The sequence below is a fragment of the Enterobacter cloacae complex sp. P2B genome (assembly GCF_014895985.1).
In the GTDB taxonomy this organism is placed as follows: Bacteria; Pseudomonadota; Gammaproteobacteria; order Enterobacterales; family Enterobacteriaceae; genus Enterobacter; species Enterobacter bugandensis.
Map to the genome: position 1 here is coordinate 58,344 of NZ_JADBQQ010000003.1, position 18,257 is coordinate 76,600.

An 18,257-nucleotide genomic window follows, 5' to 3' on the forward strand; every position below is an offset into this window, starting at 1 on the left:
GTTTCGCAGGCATCAGTATGAGTGCCGTTAACCACTCTGTTCCCAGTTGGGACAACCGGAATTTGTCGTTGAAACAATGACGTTACCCATAACAATTCAAAGGCCAGGTAAATCATGCCATTAGTCATCGTTGCTATCGGTGTTGTGTTATTACTGCTCTTGATGATCCGCTTCAAAATGAACGGATTTATCGCTCTGGTTCTGGTGGCACTTGCAGTCGGTCTGATGCAGGGGATGCCGCTGGTTAAAGTTATCAGCTCTATCAAAGCCGGTGTCGGCGGCACGCTCGGCAGCCTGGCGCTGATCATGGGCTTCGGCGCCATGCTCGGTAAAATGCTGGCGGACTGCGGGGGCGCGCAGCGTATTGCCACCACCCTGATTGCCAAATTCGGTAAACAGCACATCCAGTGGGCGGTGGTGTTAACCGGTTTTACCGTCGGTTTCGCGCTGTTCTATGAAGTGGGCTTCGTGCTGATGCTGCCGTTGGTGTTCACCATCGCCGCCGCGGCCAACATTCCGCTGCTGTTCGTGGGTGTGCCAATGGCTGCTGCGCTGTCCGTGACCCACGGCTTCCTGCCACCGCACCCGGGTCCAACCGCCATCGCCACCATCTTCCACGCCGATATGGGTAAAACCCTGCTGTTCGGTACGATTCTGGCGATCCCGACCGTAATTCTGGCAGGCCCGGTGTATGCCCGTTTCCTGAAAGGCATTGATAAGCCTATTCCGGAAGGTCTGTACAGCGCCAAAACCTTCACTGAAGAAGAGATGCCAGGCTTTGGCGTCAGCGTCTGGACCTCGCTGGTACCGGTGATCCTGATGGCAATGCGCGCCGTGGCGGAGATGATCCTGCCGAAAGGCCACGCTTTCCTGGCCGTTGCCGAGTTCCTCGGCGACCCGGTGATGGCAACGCTGATTGCGGTATTGATTGCGATGTTCACCTTCGGCCTGAACCGTGGCCGCTCCATGGATCAGATCAACGACACGCTGACCTCGTCCATCAAAATCATTGCCATGATGCTGCTGATTATCGGCGGTGGCGGTGCGTTCAAGCAGGTGCTGGTCGACAGCGGCGTGGACAAATACATCGCTTCCATGATGCATGAAACCAATATCTCTCCAATCCTGATGGCGTGGTCTATTGCTGCCGTGCTGCGTATCGCGCTGGGTTCTGCAACCGTTGCGGCGATTACAGCGGGCGGTATCGTTGCGCCGCTGATTGCTACCACGGGCGTCAGCCCTGAGCTGATGGTTATTGCGGTAGGCTCCGGCAGCGTGATTTTCTCTCACGTGAACGATCCGGGCTTCTGGCTGTTCAAGGAGTACTTCAACCTGACCATCGGTGAAACCATCAAGTCCTGGTCAATGCTGGAAACCATTATTTCGGTCTGCGGCCTGGTAGGGTGTCTGCTGTTGAATATGGCTCTCTGACTCTCCTGCTCGATCGGTTCCCTCTCCCCTTTGGGGAGAGGGCTAGGGTGAGGGGCAAATTACGACTTCTTACCCACCGCCCTTCTGCGCTTATCCAAATCTTTAATCAGCCTGTTCACCCCGTCATCGGCAAACATCGTCTCAAGCGTTGTGGTCAGCTTGCGGCGCCAGTTCTTGTACTGATAGCTGGTGCCCGGAACGTTCACCGGCTCCGCCATATCAATCCAGTCTTCCGGCTGCAGGCCGAGCAAAGCGCTGTTGCTGTCGGCAATATAGCGTTGCAGGCCACGGTTGAGTGTTGGGGTCATTGCCATCAGCGACGCCTTATGTCCGGCACGCTTGGGCAGACAGCCATGCTTGTGCAGCGCGTCCAGCAGCCCCTGCTTCGCCAGCTCGCGGTCCTGATACAGCCCGCGCAGAACCTCTTCATCTGGATAGAGGCCCAGCGTTTTGCCGAGGGTCAGATCGCCGCTTTCCCAGTAGCCTCTGAGCGTAGGAAGATCATGCGTCGTCGCGACTGCCATTGACTGTTCAGGGTACGCTTTCGGCGCGCGGAAGGTTTTCTCATGGTCGTTTTCAAAATAGAGCACTTTGTAGGAATAAACCCCGCTGTCGCGGAGCTTGCTGACAATTTCCACCGGTACGGTACCGAGATCTTCACCGATCACCATGCACTGATGACGTTTACTCTCCAGCGCCAGGATCGACAGCAGATCGTCCACCGGATACTGCACGTACGCCCCGTGATCGGCCGTTTCACCGTACGGGATCCACCACAGGCGCAGCACGGACATCACGTGGTCAATGCGCAGCGCCCCGCAGTTCTGCATGTTCGCGCGCAGCAGGTCGATAAACGGCTCGTAGGCGCGCGCCGCCATCACGTGCGGATCCATCGGCGGCAGGCCCCAGTTCTGACCGAGCGGGCCGAGGATATCCGGCGGCGCGCCGACGGATGCTTTCAGGCAGTAAAGCTCACGGTCACACCAGGTTTCCGCGCCGCCTTCCGCCACGCCCACGGCCAGATCGCGATACAGGCCGATCGGCATCTTATAGCCCTGGCTCACCTGCCAGCAGGCGGCAAACTGGCTGTACGCCAGCCACTGCAGCCACAGGTAGAAGTCCACCTCGTCGGCATGATTTTTACAGAAGGCTTTGACTTCAGGGGTATCCACGGTCTGATACGCTTCCGGCCAGACCGGCCAGCCCCAGCGCATTTCGTCCTCTTTCACCTGATACGCGTGCAGCGCATCAAATGCCGCCTGCCAGTAAAGGCTTTCACCTTCCTGCATCACGAACTGGCGGAAGGCCGCCATCTGCTCGTCGTCGCGCTTCGCAAAGCCTTTCCACGCCAGGCGCAGAGCCGCCATTTTCAGCGCGGTCACGGAGGCATAATCTACCCAGTCCGCATCGCGGGCCTGCTTCAGCAGCTGCTGGGTGGTCTCAAGCTTCCACCACGCCTGTGCCTCTTTGCTGTTTTTGAAATCGTCTAACGCGTTAACGTCGATGTAAATCACGTTTAGCCAGCGTCGGGAAGACGGGCTGTACGGGCTGGCGCTCTCCGGGTTGGCCGGATAGAGAGCGTGGATCGGGTTGAGGCCGATAAACGCGCCGCCGCGCTCACCAACAGATGCCAGCATCTTTTTCAGATCGCCAAAATCGCCGATCCCCCAGTTGCTGTCGGAACGCAGCGTATAGAGCTGCACGCAGGCGCCCCACAGCTTTTTGCCTTCGAGCAGCGCCTGCGGCTCATAGCAGCGTTTTGGCGCGACGATCACCCGGCAGTGAAAACGCTGTTCGTCCTGGGTGAGCGTCAGGCTGTGATAGCCCTCCGGCAGCTTTGCCGGAAGGTTTAACGTTTTGCCGCCGGTGGCGTGGCCTTTATGCTGATGCCCCTCTTCGGTGGTGAGCAGCCAGCTATACTCGCCGCGCCCCTCCACCGCCAGCGGCATCTTTTTGCCTGCGGTAAAGACCTTCACGTTTGGCACCGGAGCAGCCGACGCGTTCGCGTCGGTTTTGTGCATGGCATCCAGCAAACGTCTTTTGGTGTCCGCACCAATAGACTGCGGTTTGCCGTGCGCATTGATGTAACTGAGGCTAATTCCCGCCGCCTGCGCGGCACTGTCCAGACGTTTACTCTCCATCGCGCTTCCTTAGCGTTTTGCCTGCCAGATACGGGCCTGATAATCACGGATTGAGCGGTCAGAGCTGAACATGCCGCAGCGCGCGGTGTTCAGAATGCACGCCCGGGTCCACGCCTCCTGGTCGCGGTACAGCACGTCGACCTGTTTCTGCGCTTCAACGTAGGCCGTGAAGTCCGCCATCACCAGGTACGGGTCGCCGCCGTGTTTGTCCATGCTGTGCAGCATCTGGTCAAACGCGTGCTTGTCGCCATCGCTGTATTTGCCGCTTTCCAGCTCCTTCAGCACCGCATCCAGCACTTTGTCTTTTTTACGCCATTTCACCGGGTCGTAGCCTTTGGCCTTGATGGCTTTCACTTCTTCAACAGTATGGCCGAAGATAAAGATGTTCTCTTCACCGACCTTCTCGGCGATTTCGACGTTCGCACCGTCCAGCGTGCCGACGGTCAGCGCGCCGTTGAGCGCCAGCTTCATGTTGCCGGTACCGGACGCTTCTTTCCCTGCGGTCGAGATCTGCTCGGAGATATCCGCCGCCGGGATCAGCATTTCCGCCGCCGAGACGCAGTAATCCGGCAGGAACACGACCTTCAGCTTGTCGCCCACTTTCGGATCGCTGTTGATCGCCGCCGCCACTTTATTGATGGCGAGGATAATGTTTTTCGCCAGGTAGTAGCCCGGCGCCGCCTTCGCACCGAACAGGAACACGCGCGGCACGCGGTCGGCCTGCGGGTTCTCGCGGATCTCTTTGTACAGCGCCAGAATGTGCAGCAGGTTCAGGTGCTGACGCTTGTACTCGTGCAGGCGTTTGATCTGGATATCGAAAATGGCATTCGGGTTGATCTCAATCCCGGTACGCATTTTCACAAACTCCGCCAGGCGAACCTTGTTCTCCAGCTTGATCGCACGGTACTGCTCGCGGAATTTCGCATCATCGGCGTATTTTTCCAGGTTAATCAGCTGGTCCAGATCGTTGGCCCACTCTTTCTTCAGGGTCTTATCCAGCAGGCCGGCCAGCAGCGGATTGCACTGCTTGATCCAGCGACGCGGCGTAATGCCGTTGGTCACGTTGTGGAATTTGGTCGGCCACAGCTGGTGATATTCCGGGAACAGATCTTTCACCACCAGATCGGAGTGCAGCGCCGCCACGCCGTTAACGGCAAAGCCGCTCACCACGCACATGTTCGCCATACGCACCTGTTTGTCGTGCACCACCGCCAGCTTCGCCCAGACGGCTTTGTCACCCGGCCAGGTTTTCTCCACCAGCGCTTTAAACTGGTCGTTAATCTTGTTGATGATCTGCATGTGGCGCGGCAGCAGCGCTTTCACCAGTTTCTCATCCCAGCACTCGAGCGCTTCCGGCATCAGGGTGTGGTTGGTATAGGCGAAGGTGCGGCTGGTGATGGCCCAGGCGTCGTCCCAGCTCAGCTGATGCTCGTCAATCAGCACGCGCAGCAGTTCCGGGATGGCAATAGTCGGGTGGGTATCGTTAAGCTGAATGACTTCGAAGTCCGGCAGCTGCGCCAGCTTGCGGCCCGCCAGGTGATGGCGACGCAGAATATCCGCCACGGAGCAGGCGCACTGGAAGTACTGCTGCATCAGGCGCAGCTTTTTACCCGCCAGGTGGTTATCGTTCGGATAGAGGACTTTGGTCAGCTTCTCGGCGTCGATGCCCTGCTGCTCGGCGCGCAGGAAATCGCCGTCGTTGAATTTGGTCAGGTTGAACGGATGCGCGTGCTTCGCCTGCCACAGACGCAGCGGCTGCGCCACGCCGTTACGGTAGCCGAGCACCGGCAGATCCCAGGCTTCACCGGTAATAGTGAACGCCGGTTCCCAGAGCCCCTGCTTCGTCACTTTCCCGCCGATGCCGACCTGCACGTCCAGCTGCGCGTTGTGGCGGAACCACGGGTAGGTATTGCGATGCCAGTCGTCCGGCGCTTCCATCTGGTGGCCGTCGGCAAACGACTGACGGAACAGGCCGTACTGGTAGTTCAGGCCATAGCCAATCGCCGACTGGCCGACCGTTGCCATAGAGTCAAGGAAACAGGCCGCCAGACGCCCCAGTCCGCCGTTGCCCAGCGCCGGGTCGATCTCTTCTTCCAGCAGGTCGGTCAGGTTAATGTCGTGCTCTTTCAGCACATCACCCACCTCCTGATACCAGCCGAGGTTCAGCAGGTTGTTGCCGGTCAGGCGGCCAATCAGGAACTCCATCGAGATATAGTTAACGTGACGCTGGCCTTTGACGGGCTTCGCCACGGGCTGAGCATCCAGCTGCTCTGCGAGCGCCCCGCTCACCGCCTGCCACCACTGGTGAGGCGTCATCTCGTTTGCAGCATGAAGGCCAAAACGCTGCCACTGACGCGTCAGGGCAGCCTGGAATTGAGCTTTGTTGAAGGTAGGCTGTGACATAGGGGATCGGCATCCTTTAGAAAGAAAACACAAGTTGGCGCTAGTGTGCCTGGCTCATTTCACCTCTTCCTCCTCCCGTGGGGGATTAGACAGGGAGGAGTAGCGGGGATGAGCGTAAAAATGTGATCGAGGCCACTCTGAGAGCATAGCCGGAGTGTGCCCGGAAGATAAAAAAGTAACCGGGGAGAATGTCAAAGAAATGAAATGCGGTTTTGGATGAAATTAATCCACGCGGAAATGATTGCTTACGGAGAATAATATTTCAGCAATCGGGTCCTGCCTAAGGAGATTATTAATCTCACTCAACTTTACCCGAAGTTTATTAAATTCGGCGTCATTATACCTTTCTGAAACCAGTTTCAGCCCAGCCTCGTGACATCCATACAAGCCAGCATTGACGCGGCATCAAAGCCTTTTCAAAAAAGTTCCAGTACTGGCCGGAATGTTTTGTGACAGAGTGCAAATTCAGAGCCACAAAAGCCAGACATAACTTGCAATAGTTCTCTTTCTGACCGACCTTATAGCTATTAATTACGAAGCGCAAAAAAAATAAATTCTCTCGTTCCCCACAGTGAAGTGAAACCTATGTTGATTCCGTCAAAATTAAGTCGCCCGGTTCGTCTTGACCATACAGTGGTCCGCGAGCGTCTGCTGGCTAAACTTTCCGGCGCGCATAATTTCCGACTGGCGCTGGTTACGAGCCCTGCAGGTTATGGAAAAACAACGCTCATTTCACAATGGGCCGCAGGTAAGAGCGATCTTGGCTGGTACTCCCTCGACGAGGGCGACAACCAGCAAGAGCGTTTTGCCAGCTATCTGATTGCCGCTATTCAACAGGCAACCAACGGACACTGCGTCGCCAGCGAGGCAATGGTGCAAAAGCGCCAGTACGCCAGTCTGTCCTCCCTTTTCTCTCAGCTGTTTATTGAACTGGCCGAATGGCATCGCCCGCTGTACGTGGTGATTGATGACTATCATCTGATCACGAACCCGGTTATCCATGAGTCGATGCGCTTCTTCCTGCGCCACCAGCCGGAAAACCTGACCCTGGTCGTGCTGTCACGCAACCTGCCGCAGCTCGGTATTGCCAACCTGCGCGTGCGCGATCAGCTTCTGGAAGTGGGCAGCCAGCAGCTGGCCTTTACCCACCAGGAAGCGAAACAGTTCTTTGACTGCCGCCTGACCTCACCCATTGAGGCCTCCGAAAGCAGCCGCCTGTGTGATGATGTCGCAGGCTGGGCCACGGCGCTACAGCTGATTGCCCTTTCTGCCCGGCAAAACAACAGCCCAACGCACCAGTCTGCGCGCCGTCTGGCCGGCATCAACGCCAGCCATCTTTCGGATTACCTGGTGGATGAGGTGCTGAACAGCGTCGATCCCTCCACCCGCAATTTCCTGCTGAAAAGCTCCCTGCTGCGCTCCATGAACGACGCGCTGATTGTGCGCGTAACAGGCTGTGAGAACGGTCAACTGCAGCTGGAAGAGATTGAACGTCAGGGCCTGTTCCTGACGCGCATGGACGACCCCGGCGAGTGGTTCAGCTATCACCCGCTGTTTGGCAGCTTCCTGCGCCAGCGCTGCCAGTGGGAGCTGGCAACGGAATTGCCGGAAATCCACCGCGCCGCCGCCGAAAGCTGGATGGCGCAAGGCTTCCCGAGCGAGGCCATTCACCACGCGCTTGCCGCCGGTGACGCCAGCATGCTGCGCGATATCCTGCTTAACCACGCGTGGGGGCTGTTTAACCACAGCGAACTGACGCTGCTGGAAGAGTCGTTGAAAGCCCTGCCGTGGGAGAGCCTGCTGGAGAACCCGCGCCTGGTGCTGCTCCAGGCCTGGCTGATGCAGAGCCAGCACCGCTACAGCGAAGTGAATACCCTGCTGGCGCGCGCCGAGCAGGAGATGGAAAGCGAAATGGATATCACCCTGCACGGCGAATTTAACGCCCTGCGGGCGCAGGTCGCGATTAACGACGGCGATGCGGATGAAGCGGAACGGCTGGCGATGGTCGCGCTGGATGAACTGCCGCTGGCGAATTTCTACAGCCGGATTGTGGCTACCTCGGTGCACGGCGAAGTGCTGCACTGCAAGGGCGAACTGACGCGCTCCCTTTCGCTGATGCAGCAAACCGAGCAGATGGCGCGCCGCCATGATGTGTGGCACTACGCCCTGTGGAGCCTGATCCAGCAAAGCGAGATTTTATTCGCACAGGGGTTCCTGCAGGCCGCCTGGGAAAATCAGGAAAAAGCGTTCCAGCTGATCCGTGAACAGCACCTGGAACAACTGCCGATGCACGAGTTCCTGTTGCGTATTCGCGCTCAACTGCTGTGGGCATGGTCGCGTCTGGATGAAGCAGAAAGCTGCGCCCGTCAGGGTGTGAACGTGCTCTCTGGCTTCCAGCCTCAGCAGCAATTGCAGTGTCTGGCCCTGCTGGTGCAGTGCTCGCTGGCGCGCGGCGATCTGGATAACGCCCGCAATCACCTTAACCGTCTGGAAAACCTGCTCGGCAACGGTCAGTACCACAGCGACTGGGTATCGAACGCCGACAAGGTTCGGGTGATTTACTGGCAGATGACGGGAGACAAAAAATCCGCCGCCAACTGGCTGCGCCAGACGCCTAAACCAGAATTTGCCAATAACCACTTCCTGCAAAGCCAGTGGCGCAACATCGCCCGCGTGCAGATCCTGCTGGGTGACTTTGAGCCTGCCGAAATTGTGCTGGAAGAGTTAAACGAAAACGCCCGCAGCCTGCGTCTGATGAGCGACCTGAACCGCAACCTGCTGCTGCTCAACCAGCTTTACTGGCAGGCGGGCCGCAAAAATGACGCCCAGCGCGTGCTGCTGGAAGCCTTGCAGCTGGCGAACCGCACCGGGTTTATTAGCCACTTCGTGATTGAAGGTGAAGTGATGGCGCAGCAGCTGCGCCAGCTGATTCAGCTCAACACGCTGCCGGAGCTGGATCAGCATCGCGCCCAGCGAATCCTGCGCGAGATTAATCAGCACCATCGCCACAAGTTTGCGCATTTCGACGAGAACTTTGTTGAACGCCTGCTGAACCACCCGGAAGTACCGGAGCTTATTCGCACCAGCCCGCTCACCCAGCGCGAATGGCAGGTGCTGGGGCTGATTTATTCAGGCTATAGCAACGAGCAGATTGCCGGTGAGCTGGCGGTGGCGGCAACCACCATCAAAACGCACATTCGCAATCTGTATCAGAAGCTGGGCGTGGCGCACCGTCAGGACGCGGTACAGCATGCGCAGCAGCTGTTGAAGATGATGGGGTACGGAGTTTAGTTTTGTGCGGCCTGATGCCATCACCCCGGCCCTCTCCCACAGGGAGAGGGAGAACGGCTTTTCAACACAACTCTAACTGCAAATTATTATCCTTAATCACCTGCATCACGCCCGCCGGCGGCATCACGTCGGTGTAGACCGCATTCACCATGCTGATGCTGCCCATGTTCACCATCGCGTTACGACCAAACTTCGAATGATCCACTACCAGCATCACGTGGCGCGAGTTCTCAATAATCGCGCGCTTTGTGCGCACCTCGTGGTAATCAAACTCCAGCAGCGAGCCGTCGGTGTCGATGCCGCTGATCCCCAGGATGCCGAAGTCGAGGCGGAACTGAGAGATAAAGTCGAGCGTCGCTTCGCCGATAATCCCGCCGTCGCGGCTGCGCAGTTCGCCACCCGCGAGGATGATGCGGAAATCATCTTTCTGCATCAACGTGTTGGCGACGTTCAGGTTGTTGGTCACCACGCGCAGGTTTTCGTGATCCAGCAGCGCATGAGCAACCGCTTCCGGCGTGGTGCCGATGTCAATAAACAGCGTCGCACCGTTCGGGATTTGGCTCGCCACTTTACGCGCAATGCGCTCTTTTTCTGCCGTCTGCGTGGCTTTACGGTCGTGCCAGGAGGTGTTGACCGAGCTGGACGGCAGCGCCGCGCCGCCGTGGTGGCGCAAAATACGGTTCTGATCGGCCAGATCGTTCAGGTCACGACGGATGGTTTGCGGGCTGACGGCAAACTGCTCGACCAACTCTTCGGTGCTGACGTATCCCTGTTTTTTGACCAGTTCGATAATGGCGTCATGACGTTGTGTTTGTTTCATCAATTATCCCTGAGAATTATGTTCGTTTTCGCGCATGGAGCGTGTCGGCAAGCGCCATTGCAAGACCGACGGCGAGGCCGGTGACGTGCGCACCATTGGCGATAGACATACCAAACAGATCAAACCATCCGGCAATTAGCCATATTAACGCAAAGGCTATTAATCCGCGTTGTAAATAGATGCCGCTTTCCGGGTCGCGCTCCCCGCGAAGCCAGACGTAGCCCATCAAAGCGTAGACGACACCCGACAGCCCGCCGAACCACGGGCCGCTGAATTTATGCTGTACATAGCCGCTCAGCAGGGCGCTGATTACGGTGATGACAATCAGCTTGCCGCTGCCGAGCCGCTTCTCAACGATACCGCCGAGATACCACCACCACAGCAGGTTAAAGAGGATATGCATCACCGAGAAATGCATCAGCGCGTGGGTAAAGTAGCGCCAGACGTCAAAATCCAGCGACGGATCATACGGCCACGCCAGCGCGATCATCACGCTCTGGTCGCCCACCACGTTCATAATAATGAAGACGATAATGCAGGCTGCCATCAGCAGCAGCGTAAACGGGCCCGCGCGCTCGCGTATCGTGGCAAGGAAGGGAAAGCGGCTGTAATGCAGTCCGCTGCCGGTCTGTCCGGATTGCCAGCTGGCCGCCAGATAGCGCGGGTCGCCAGGGTTTTCAAGGAAACGCGCCAGCTCCTCGTTGACCCGCGCAGCCTGGCTCTCGTCGGCCAGCCAGACGTCGGTCTGAGTATGTTGCTGAATGGTCAGAATAACGCCCTGCGTCGCCATATAGTCGACAAACGCCTGGGCGACGCGCGGGTTGGTAAAAGAGGTGATCATCAACATGGGCAGCGGTCGCTTATTTCCACACAAAAGGGGACAGTATAGCGGGATTAGCGCTCAAACGCGTATTCCACTTCTGCCGGGAAATGACGATGCCAGGCATCAAAGCCGCCGTCGACGCTGTATACCGCGTCATAGCCTTGCTGAATCAGATACTGCGCCGCGCCTTTGCTGCTGTTACCGTGGTAGCACATGACCATAACGGGCGTTTCGAAGTCGTTATCGCGCATAAACGCGCCCAGCGTGTCGTTGGTCAGATGAAACGCGCCCGGCGTGTGGCCCATGGCAAAACTCTGCGGGTCGCGGATGTCCACCAGCACCGCTTTTCCCTGGTGCATCTTCTGGTGGGCTTCTTCTACGTTAATACATTCAAACTGATCCATGGTGTTCTCTTTACAGTGGTCAACGACAAGATTTTACCCCGTAGTGTACGTCCTGGCGGCGGGTAAACGCCATTATGTTATCCATATCACTCTAAATTGTTTTTTTGATGTTACCAAAAGCGCGTTCCTTTGCTATTATGAGCGATATCGAACATTTTTGAGCTTTAACGAAAGTGCATGAGGGTGTTATGGAAACCAAAGATCTGATTGTGATAGGCGGTGGCATCAACGGTGCCGGTATTGCGGTTGATGCCGCAGGACGCGGTTTATCCGTGCTGATGCTGGAAGCTAACGATCTCGCCTGCGCGACGTCGTCCGCCAGCTCCAAGCTGATCCACGGTGGCCTGCGCTACCTGGAACACTACGAATTCCGCCTGGTCAGCGAAGCGCTGGCCGAACGCGAAGTGCTGCTGAAAATGGCCCCGCATCTGGCGATCCCGATGCGCTTCCGCCTGCCGCACCGCCCGCACCTGCGTCCGGCGTGGATGATCCGCATCGGCCTGTTTATGTACGATCATCTGGGCAAACGCACCAGCCTGCCGGGTTCGAACGGTTTGCGTTTTGGCTCAGAATCGGTCCTTAAGCCGGAAATCGTGCGCGGTTTCGAATATTCAGACTGCTGGGTTGACGATGCGCGTCTGGTGCTGGCGAATGCGCAGATGGTCGAGAAGAAAGGCGGCGAGGTGAAAACCCGGACCCGCGCGACCGCCGCCCGTCGTGAAAACGGCCTGTGGATTGTGGAAGCAGAAGACGTGGATACCGGCGAGAAGTTCAGCTGGAAAGCACGCGGCCTGGTGAACGCCACCGGCCCGTGGGTGAAGCAGTTCTTCGACGACGGCATGCACCTGCCTTCGCCGTACGGCATCCGCCTGATCAAAGGCAGCCACATTGTGGTGCCGCGCGTGCATACCCAGAAGCAGGCCTACATTCTGCAGAACGAAGACAAACGCATCGTGTTTGTGATCCCGTGGATGGACGAATTCTCCATCATCGGGACCACCGACGTGGAGTACAAAGGCGATCCGAAAAACGTTGAGATCGACGAGAGCGAAGTGAACTACCTGTTGAAAGTGTATAACGCACACTTTAAGAAACAGCTGTCGCGCGACGACGTGGTCTGGACCTACTCCGGCGTGCGTCCGCTGTGTGATGACGAATCCGACTCACCGCAGGCCATCACCCGCGACTATACGCTCGATATTCACGACGTTGACGGTCAGGCACCGCTGCTGTCGGTGTTTGGCGGCAAGCTGACTACCTACCGCAAGCTGGCCGAGCACGCGCTGGAAAAACTGGCGCCGTACTACAAAGGTATTGGCCCGGCGTGGACCAAAGAGGCAGTGCTGCCCGGCGGAGATATTGGCGGAAACCGCGACGATTACGCCGCGAAGCTGCGCCGTCGCTTCCCGTTCATTACCGAAGGGATGGCGCGCCACTACGCCCGCACCTACGGCAGCAATACCGAGCTGTTCCTGGGCGACGCGAAATCGCTTGCCGATCTGGGTGAACATTTCGGCCACGAGCTGTACGAGGCCGAGCTGCGCTACCTGGTTGAGCACGAGTGGGTTCGCCGCCTTGAAGATGCCATCTGGCGTCGTACCAAAGAAGGGATGTGGCTTAACGCCGAGCAGCAGTCTCGCGTGGCGCAGTGGCTGCAGCAGCATGCGGGGAAGCGTGAGCTGTCGCTGGCGTCGTGATGTAAAAAGCCCGGTGGCGCCACCGGGCTTTGTTTTTACAACCGCACCGGATCAATATGCCAGATGTTCTCGGCATACTCCTTGATGGTCCTGTCAGACGAGAAATACCCCATGTTGGCGATGTTGTGCATCGCCGCGCTGGTCCACTTCTCCTGCTGACGGTACAGCTCGTCAACTTTATCCTGGCAGTCCACGTAGCTGCGATAATCCGCCAGCACCTGATAGTGGTCGCCAAAGTTAATCAGCGAATCCACCAGATCGCGATAGCGGCCCGGCTCGTCGGGGCTGAACACACCGGTCGCAATCTGCGTCAGGACCTGACGTAGCTCTTCATCCCCTTCATAGAACTCACGCGGGGAGTAGCCTTTCCTGCGCAGCGCCTCCACTTCTTCGGTGGTATTGCCGAAGATAAAGATATTCTCTTCCCCTACGTGCTCCAGCATCTCGACGTTCGCCCCGTCCAGGGTGCCGATGGTCAGCGCGCCGTTGAGGGCAAACTTCATGTTGCTGGTGCCGGACGCTTCCGTCCCCGCCGTGGAGATCTGCTCGGAGAGATCTGCCGCCGGGATGATCAGCTGCGCCAGGCTGACGCTGTAGTTCGGGATGAATACCACCTTCAGCTTGTCGCCAATCTCCGGATCCTGGTTCACCACCTTCGCCACGTCGTTGATCAGGTGAATAATGTGCTTCGCCATGTAGTAGGCGGAAGCCGCCTTACCGGCGAAGATCTTCACGCGCGGCACCCACTCTGCGGTTGGATCGGCCTTAATGCGGTTGTAGTGGGTGATTACGTGCAGCACGTTCATCAGCTGACGCTTGTACTCGTGGATGCGCTTGATCTGCACGTCAAACAGCGCTTTCGGGTTTGCGACCACGTTGAGGTGCATCGCCAGCCAGACCGCCAGACGTTTCTTGTTCAGCAGCTTGGCTTCCCGCACGGCCTTGTTCACCGTCGGGAAATCAATATGCTGCTTAAGCTCGCTCAGCTGGCTCAAATCGGTGCGCCAGGTGCGGCCGATATTCTCATCCAGCACGTCAGAGAGCGGCTGGTTGGCCAGCGCCAGCCAGCGGCGCGGCGTAACGCCGTTGGTGACGTTGCAGAAGCGCGTCGGGAAGATCTTCGCGAAGTCCGCAAACAGGGACTGCACCATCAGGTTCGAGTGCAGCTCGGACACCCCGTTCACCTTGTGGCTGATCACCACCGCCAGCCAGGCCATGCGCACGCGACGACCGTTGGATTCATCAATGATCGAGGCACGGCTCAGCAGCCCGGTATCGTTCGGATACTGCTCCTGCAGCGTCTTGAGGAAGTAGTCGTTGATCTCGAAGATGATTTGCAGGTGGCGCGGCAGAATTTTGCCGAGCATGTCCACCGGCCAGGTCTCCAGCGCTTCGCTCATCAGGGTGTGGTTGGTGTAGGAGAACACCTGGCACGTCACCTCAAACGCGTCGTCCCAGCTGAACTTGTGCTCGTCGATCAGCAGGCGCATCAGCTCGGGAATGGAGAGCACCGGATGGGTGTCGTTAAGGTGAATCGCGGTTTTCTCCGCCAGGTTGGCGTAGGTTTTGTGCAGCTGATGGTGGCGGCTGAGGATGTCCTGAATCGTCGCGGAGACGAGGAAATACTCCTGACGCAGGCGCAGCTCGCGCCCGGAGTAGGTTGAGTCATCCGGGTACAGCACGCGGGAGACGTTCTCGGAGTGGTTTTTATCTTCCACCGCCGCAAAGTAGTCGCCCTGGTTAAATTTACCGAGGTTGATTTCGCTACTCGCCTGGGCGTTCCACAGGCGCAGCGTATTGGTCGCATCGGTGTCATAGCCGGGGATGATCTGATCATAGGCCACGGCGAGGATCTCTTCGGTTTCCACCCAGCGGGACTTTTTCCCTTCCTGCTGTATGCGTCCGCCAAAGCGCACCTTGTAGCGCGTGTTGTGGCGCTTGAACTCCCACGGGTTGCCGTATTCCAGCCAGTAGTCCGGGGACTCTTTCTGGCGGCCGTCAACGATGTTCTGCTTGAACATGCCGTAGTCGTAGCGAATACCGTAGCCGCGCCCCGGCAGCGCCAGCGTTGCCAGCGAGTCTAGGAAGCAGGCGGCAAGACGCCCGAGACCGCCGTTACCCAGCCCCGGGTCGTTCTCTTCGTCAATCAGCTCTTCTAAATCCAGCCCCATCTCTTCCAGCGCGGTTTTGACGTCGTCGTAGATACCGAGCGACAGCAGCGCGTTGGAGAGGGTGCGGCCAATCAAAAATTCCATCGACAGGTAGTAAACCTGCCGCGTCTCCTGCGAAAGCTGGGCGCGGTTAGAGCGCAGCCAGCGTTCGACCATGCGGTCACGCACCGCAAAAAGGGTGGCGTTCAGCCACTCGTGCTTGTTGGCGATGACCGGATCTTTCCCGATGGTAAACATCAGCTTGTAGGCGATGGAGTGCTTTAACGCCTCAACGCTGAGCGTGGGGGAAGAGTAGCTAAATGGAGCGTTCATATCAGTAACTTCGCCTCGTTACATCAAGCGTTGATAAAGGTCGCGGTACGACTGCGCCGCAACGTGCCAGCTAAAGTCCATGGACATCGCCTGACGCTGAACGTAACGCCACAGGGATGGACGGGACCACAAGACGAACGCACGCCGAATCGCCCGAAGCAGCGACCAGGCATTACTGTCTTCAAAGACAAACCCGCTGGCGATACCGTCCGCCAGGTTTTCCAGAGAGCTATCCGACACCGTATCCGCCAGCCCGCCCGTGCGGCGCACCAGCGGCAGCGTGCCGTATTTCAGGCCGTAGAGCTGCGTCAGGCCGCAGGGTTCGAAACGGCTCGGCACCAGAATCACGTCCGCGCCGCCCATAATGCGGTGCGAGAACGCTTCGTGATAGCCAATCTGCACGCCCACCTGCCCCGGATGTTCCGCGGCGGCGGCGAGGAAACCTTCCTGCAGCACCGGGTCGCCTGCGCCGAGCAGCGCCAGCTGTCCGCCCTGCTCCAGTAAACCGGGCAGCGCCTCCAGCACCAGATCCAGCCCTTTCTGGCTGGTCAGGCGGCTGACCACCGCAAACAGCGGCACCTTGTCGTTGACCTTCAGCCCCATCGCAATTTGCAGCTGGCGTTTGTTTTCGGCTTTATCTTCCACCGAGTCGCGGCCATAGCGCGCGGCCAGCAGGAGATCGGTTTCAGGGCTCCAGATCTGCTCATCCACGCCGTTCAGAATGCCCGACAGGCGGCCTTCACGATGGCGCTGCTGCAGCAGCCCTTCCAGACCGTAGCCAAACTCCGGCTGGGTAATTTCACGCGCGTAGGTGGGGCTCACCGCCGTGATGTGGTCGGCGTAGTACAGCCCGGCCTTCAGGAACGAAATTTGCCCGTTGAACTCCAGCCCGTGCATGTTATAGAACGACCATGGCAGATCGATGTCATTCATATGATGCGCATAGTACATGCCCTGATACGCCAGGTTGTGCACCGTAAACACCGATTTTGCCGGATGCCCTTTTGCCGCCAGATACGCTGGCGTCAGCCCGGCGTGCCAGTCGTGCGCGTGGACCACATCCGGACGCCAGAATGGATCCAGCCCGACGGCCATCTCCGCCCCCACCCAGCCGAGCAGCGCAAAGCGCAGCACGTTGTCGGTATAGGCGAACAGGTTGGTATCGTGATACGGGCTGCCCGGACGGTCGTACAGATGCGGCGCGTCGATCAGGTAGATCCCTACGCCGTTGTAATGCCCAAACAGCAGGGTGATGCGTCCGGCAAACGTTTCACGGCGGGTCACCACCTTTGCATCAGGTATGCCGCGCCGGATATCCGGAAAGGCGGGCAGCAGGACGCGGGTATCGACTCCACCGGCGATTTGCGCCGCCGGTAATGCACCAAGAACATCCGCCAGGCCGCCCGTTTTTAACAACGGGAACATCTCAGAACATACGTGTAAAACCTGCATCATCGCTCCTGTTTGATCTGCAGCTTCCGCAACATTTCCCGTGTGACTAACACGATCCCCTCTTCAGAACGGTAGAAGCGACGCGCATCTTCTTCCGCGTTTTCACCAATCACCATTCCCTCTGGAATGACGCAGGCGCGGTCTATCACGCAGCGACGCAGACGACACGAACGCCCTACCCAGACATCCGGCAGCAGAACCGCCGAATCGATATTACAGAATGAGTTTATACGCACGCGCGGGAACAGCACGGACTGCACCACCACCGAACCGGAGATGATGCACCCGCCGGAGACCAGCGAGTTCAGGGTCATGCCGTGGCTGCCGGATCGGTCCTGCACGAACTTCGCCGGCGGCAGGGATTCCATGTGGGTACGAATCGGCCAGTTCTGGTCGTACATATCCAGCTCAGGCGTCACGGACGCCAGATCGAGGTTGGCTTTCCAGTACGCTTCCAGGGTTCCCACATCACGCCAGTAAGGCTCCGCATTCGGGTCGGACTGCACGCAGGACAATGGGAAGGGATGTGCATAGGCCATGCCAGCTTTGGTAATTTTCGGGATGATGTCTTTACCGAAGTCGTGGCTGGAGCTTTCGTCTTTGTCGTCTTCTTCGAGCAGCTCATAAAGATAATCTGCATCAAAGACATAGATCCCCATGCTGGCGAGCGATTTGGTGTCATCGCCCGGCATGGTTGGCGGGTTCGCCGGTTTTTCAACGAAGTCGATAATCTTGTCGTCCGCATCCACGTGCATCACGCCAAACGCCGTCGCCTCGGCAACGGGCACCGGCAGACACGCCACGGTGCAGCGCGCCCCTTTTTCGACGTGGTCGATCAGCATGTGCGAGTAATCCTGCTTGTAGATGTGGTCACCCGCGAGGATCACGATGTATTCCGCGCTGTAGCGGCGAATAATGTCGAGGTTTTGGGTCACCGCATCCGCCGTGCCGCGGTACCAGTTTTCCCCGTGTACGCGCTGCTGCGCTGGGAGCAGATCGACAAACTCGTTCATCTCTTCGCTGAAGAATGACCAGCCGCGCTGAATGTGCTGCACCAGGGTGTGCGACTGATACTGCGTAATGACGCCAATGCGGCGAATGCCCGAGTTCAGGCAGTTTGAGAGCGCAAAGTCGATAATGCGGAACTTACCACCAAAGTGAACGGCCGGCTTGGCGCGCTTGATGGTCAAATCTTTCAGACGGGTACCACGCCCGCCCGCAAGTATCAGGGCAACGGTTTTTAATGGTAGCTGGCGCGCCAACATTAACGGATCGTTCTTCTCTAATCTAACCATGACTAACTCCTTTTTTA

Annotated in this window: 11 protein-coding genes; 3 read left to right on the forward strand and 8 right to left on the reverse strand. The window is 58.1% G+C overall.

The features are described 5' to 3' along the window. Window positions 1-114: 114 nt before the first annotated feature. The gene (gntT, locus tag IM313_RS02240) at window positions 115-1,431 is read left to right on the forward strand and encodes a gluconate transporter (protein WP_048960500.1); all 1,317 of its coding nucleotides are present in this window, start codon (window positions 115-117) and stop codon (window positions 1,429-1,431) included. Between the two features lie 59 nt (window positions 1,432-1,490). Here gntT and malQ read toward each other — a convergent pair whose 3' ends face one another. Together malQ and malP are read right to left on the reverse strand one after the other, a co-directional pair. After that, window positions 1,491-3,572 (reverse strand): 4-alpha-glucanotransferase, encoded by a 2,082-nt coding sequence (gene malQ, locus IM313_RS02245; protein WP_192971944.1) that lies wholly within the window; start codon window positions 3,570-3,572, stop codon window positions 1,491-1,493. A gap of 9 nt (window positions 3,573-3,581) precedes the next feature. Then, window positions 3,582-5,975 carry a maltodextrin phosphorylase gene (gene malP / locus IM313_RS02250; RefSeq protein WP_192971945.1) on the reverse strand — a complete coding sequence of 798 codons (2,394 nt, stop codon included), beginning with the start codon at window positions 5,973-5,975 and terminating at the stop codon, window positions 3,582-3,584. A gap of 585 nt (window positions 5,976-6,560) precedes the next feature. On the opposite strand from malP, the gene malT reads away from it, so the two are divergent. After that, window positions 6,561-9,266, forward strand: a complete 2,706-nt coding sequence (gene malT / locus IM313_RS02255) for an HTH-type transcriptional regulator MalT (protein ID WP_047367202.1) — start codon at window positions 6,561-6,563, stop codon at window positions 9,264-9,266. A 61-nt stretch (window positions 9,267-9,327) separates the two neighbouring features. On the opposite strand, the gene IM313_RS02260 is transcribed toward malT, so the two are convergent. From IM313_RS02260 to glpE, 3 genes are read right to left on the reverse strand one after another with little or no spacing between them, the layout of a single operon-like run. After that, window positions 9,328-10,086, reverse strand: coding sequence for a DeoR/GlpR family transcriptional regulator (locus tag IM313_RS02260; RefSeq protein ID WP_048998991.1), 759 nt, complete (start codon window positions 10,084-10,086; stop codon window positions 9,328-9,330). A 16-nt stretch (window positions 10,087-10,102) separates the two neighbouring features. Continuing rightward, window positions 10,103-10,933, reverse strand: a complete 831-nt coding sequence (gene glpG / locus IM313_RS02265; RefSeq protein WP_028014685.1) for a rhomboid family intramembrane serine protease GlpG — start codon at window positions 10,931-10,933, stop codon at window positions 10,103-10,105. A 47-nt stretch (window positions 10,934-10,980) separates the two neighbouring features. Next, window positions 10,981-11,313, reverse strand: coding sequence for a thiosulfate sulfurtransferase GlpE (gene glpE, locus IM313_RS02270; RefSeq protein WP_028014686.1), 333 nt, complete (start codon window positions 11,311-11,313; stop codon window positions 10,981-10,983). 188 nt (window positions 11,314-11,501) lie between these two features. On the opposite strand from glpE, the gene glpD reads away from it, so the two are divergent. Beyond that, the gene (glpD, locus tag IM313_RS02275; RefSeq protein ID WP_041911900.1) at window positions 11,502-13,010 is read left to right on the forward strand and encodes a glycerol-3-phosphate dehydrogenase; all 1,509 of its coding nucleotides are present in this window, start codon (window positions 11,502-11,504) and stop codon (window positions 13,008-13,010) included. Between the two features lie 35 nt (window positions 13,011-13,045). Here the strand turns inward: glpD and glgP are convergent, their stop codons facing one another. Genes glgP through glgC form a run of 3 tightly spaced genes read right to left on the reverse strand, consistent with a single transcriptional unit; the run spans window position 13,046 to window position 18,240 of the window. Beyond that, window positions 13,046-15,493, reverse strand: coding sequence for a glycogen phosphorylase (gene glgP, locus IM313_RS02280; protein WP_041911899.1), 2,448 nt, complete (start codon window positions 15,491-15,493; stop codon window positions 13,046-13,048). 18 nt (window positions 15,494-15,511) lie between these two features. Beyond that, window positions 15,512-16,945 (reverse strand): glycogen synthase GlgA, encoded by a 1,434-nt coding sequence (gene glgA, locus IM313_RS02285; RefSeq protein ID WP_041911898.1) that lies wholly within the window; start codon window positions 16,943-16,945, stop codon window positions 15,512-15,514. Next, window positions 16,945-18,240: a glucose-1-phosphate adenylyltransferase gene (gene glgC / locus IM313_RS02290; protein WP_028014690.1), complete on the reverse strand. Its 1,296-nt coding sequence runs from the start codon at window positions 18,238-18,240 to the stop codon at window positions 16,945-16,947. The genes glgA and glgC overlap by 1 nt, the downstream gene beginning before the upstream one ends. Window positions 18,241-18,257 lie beyond the last annotated feature (17 nt).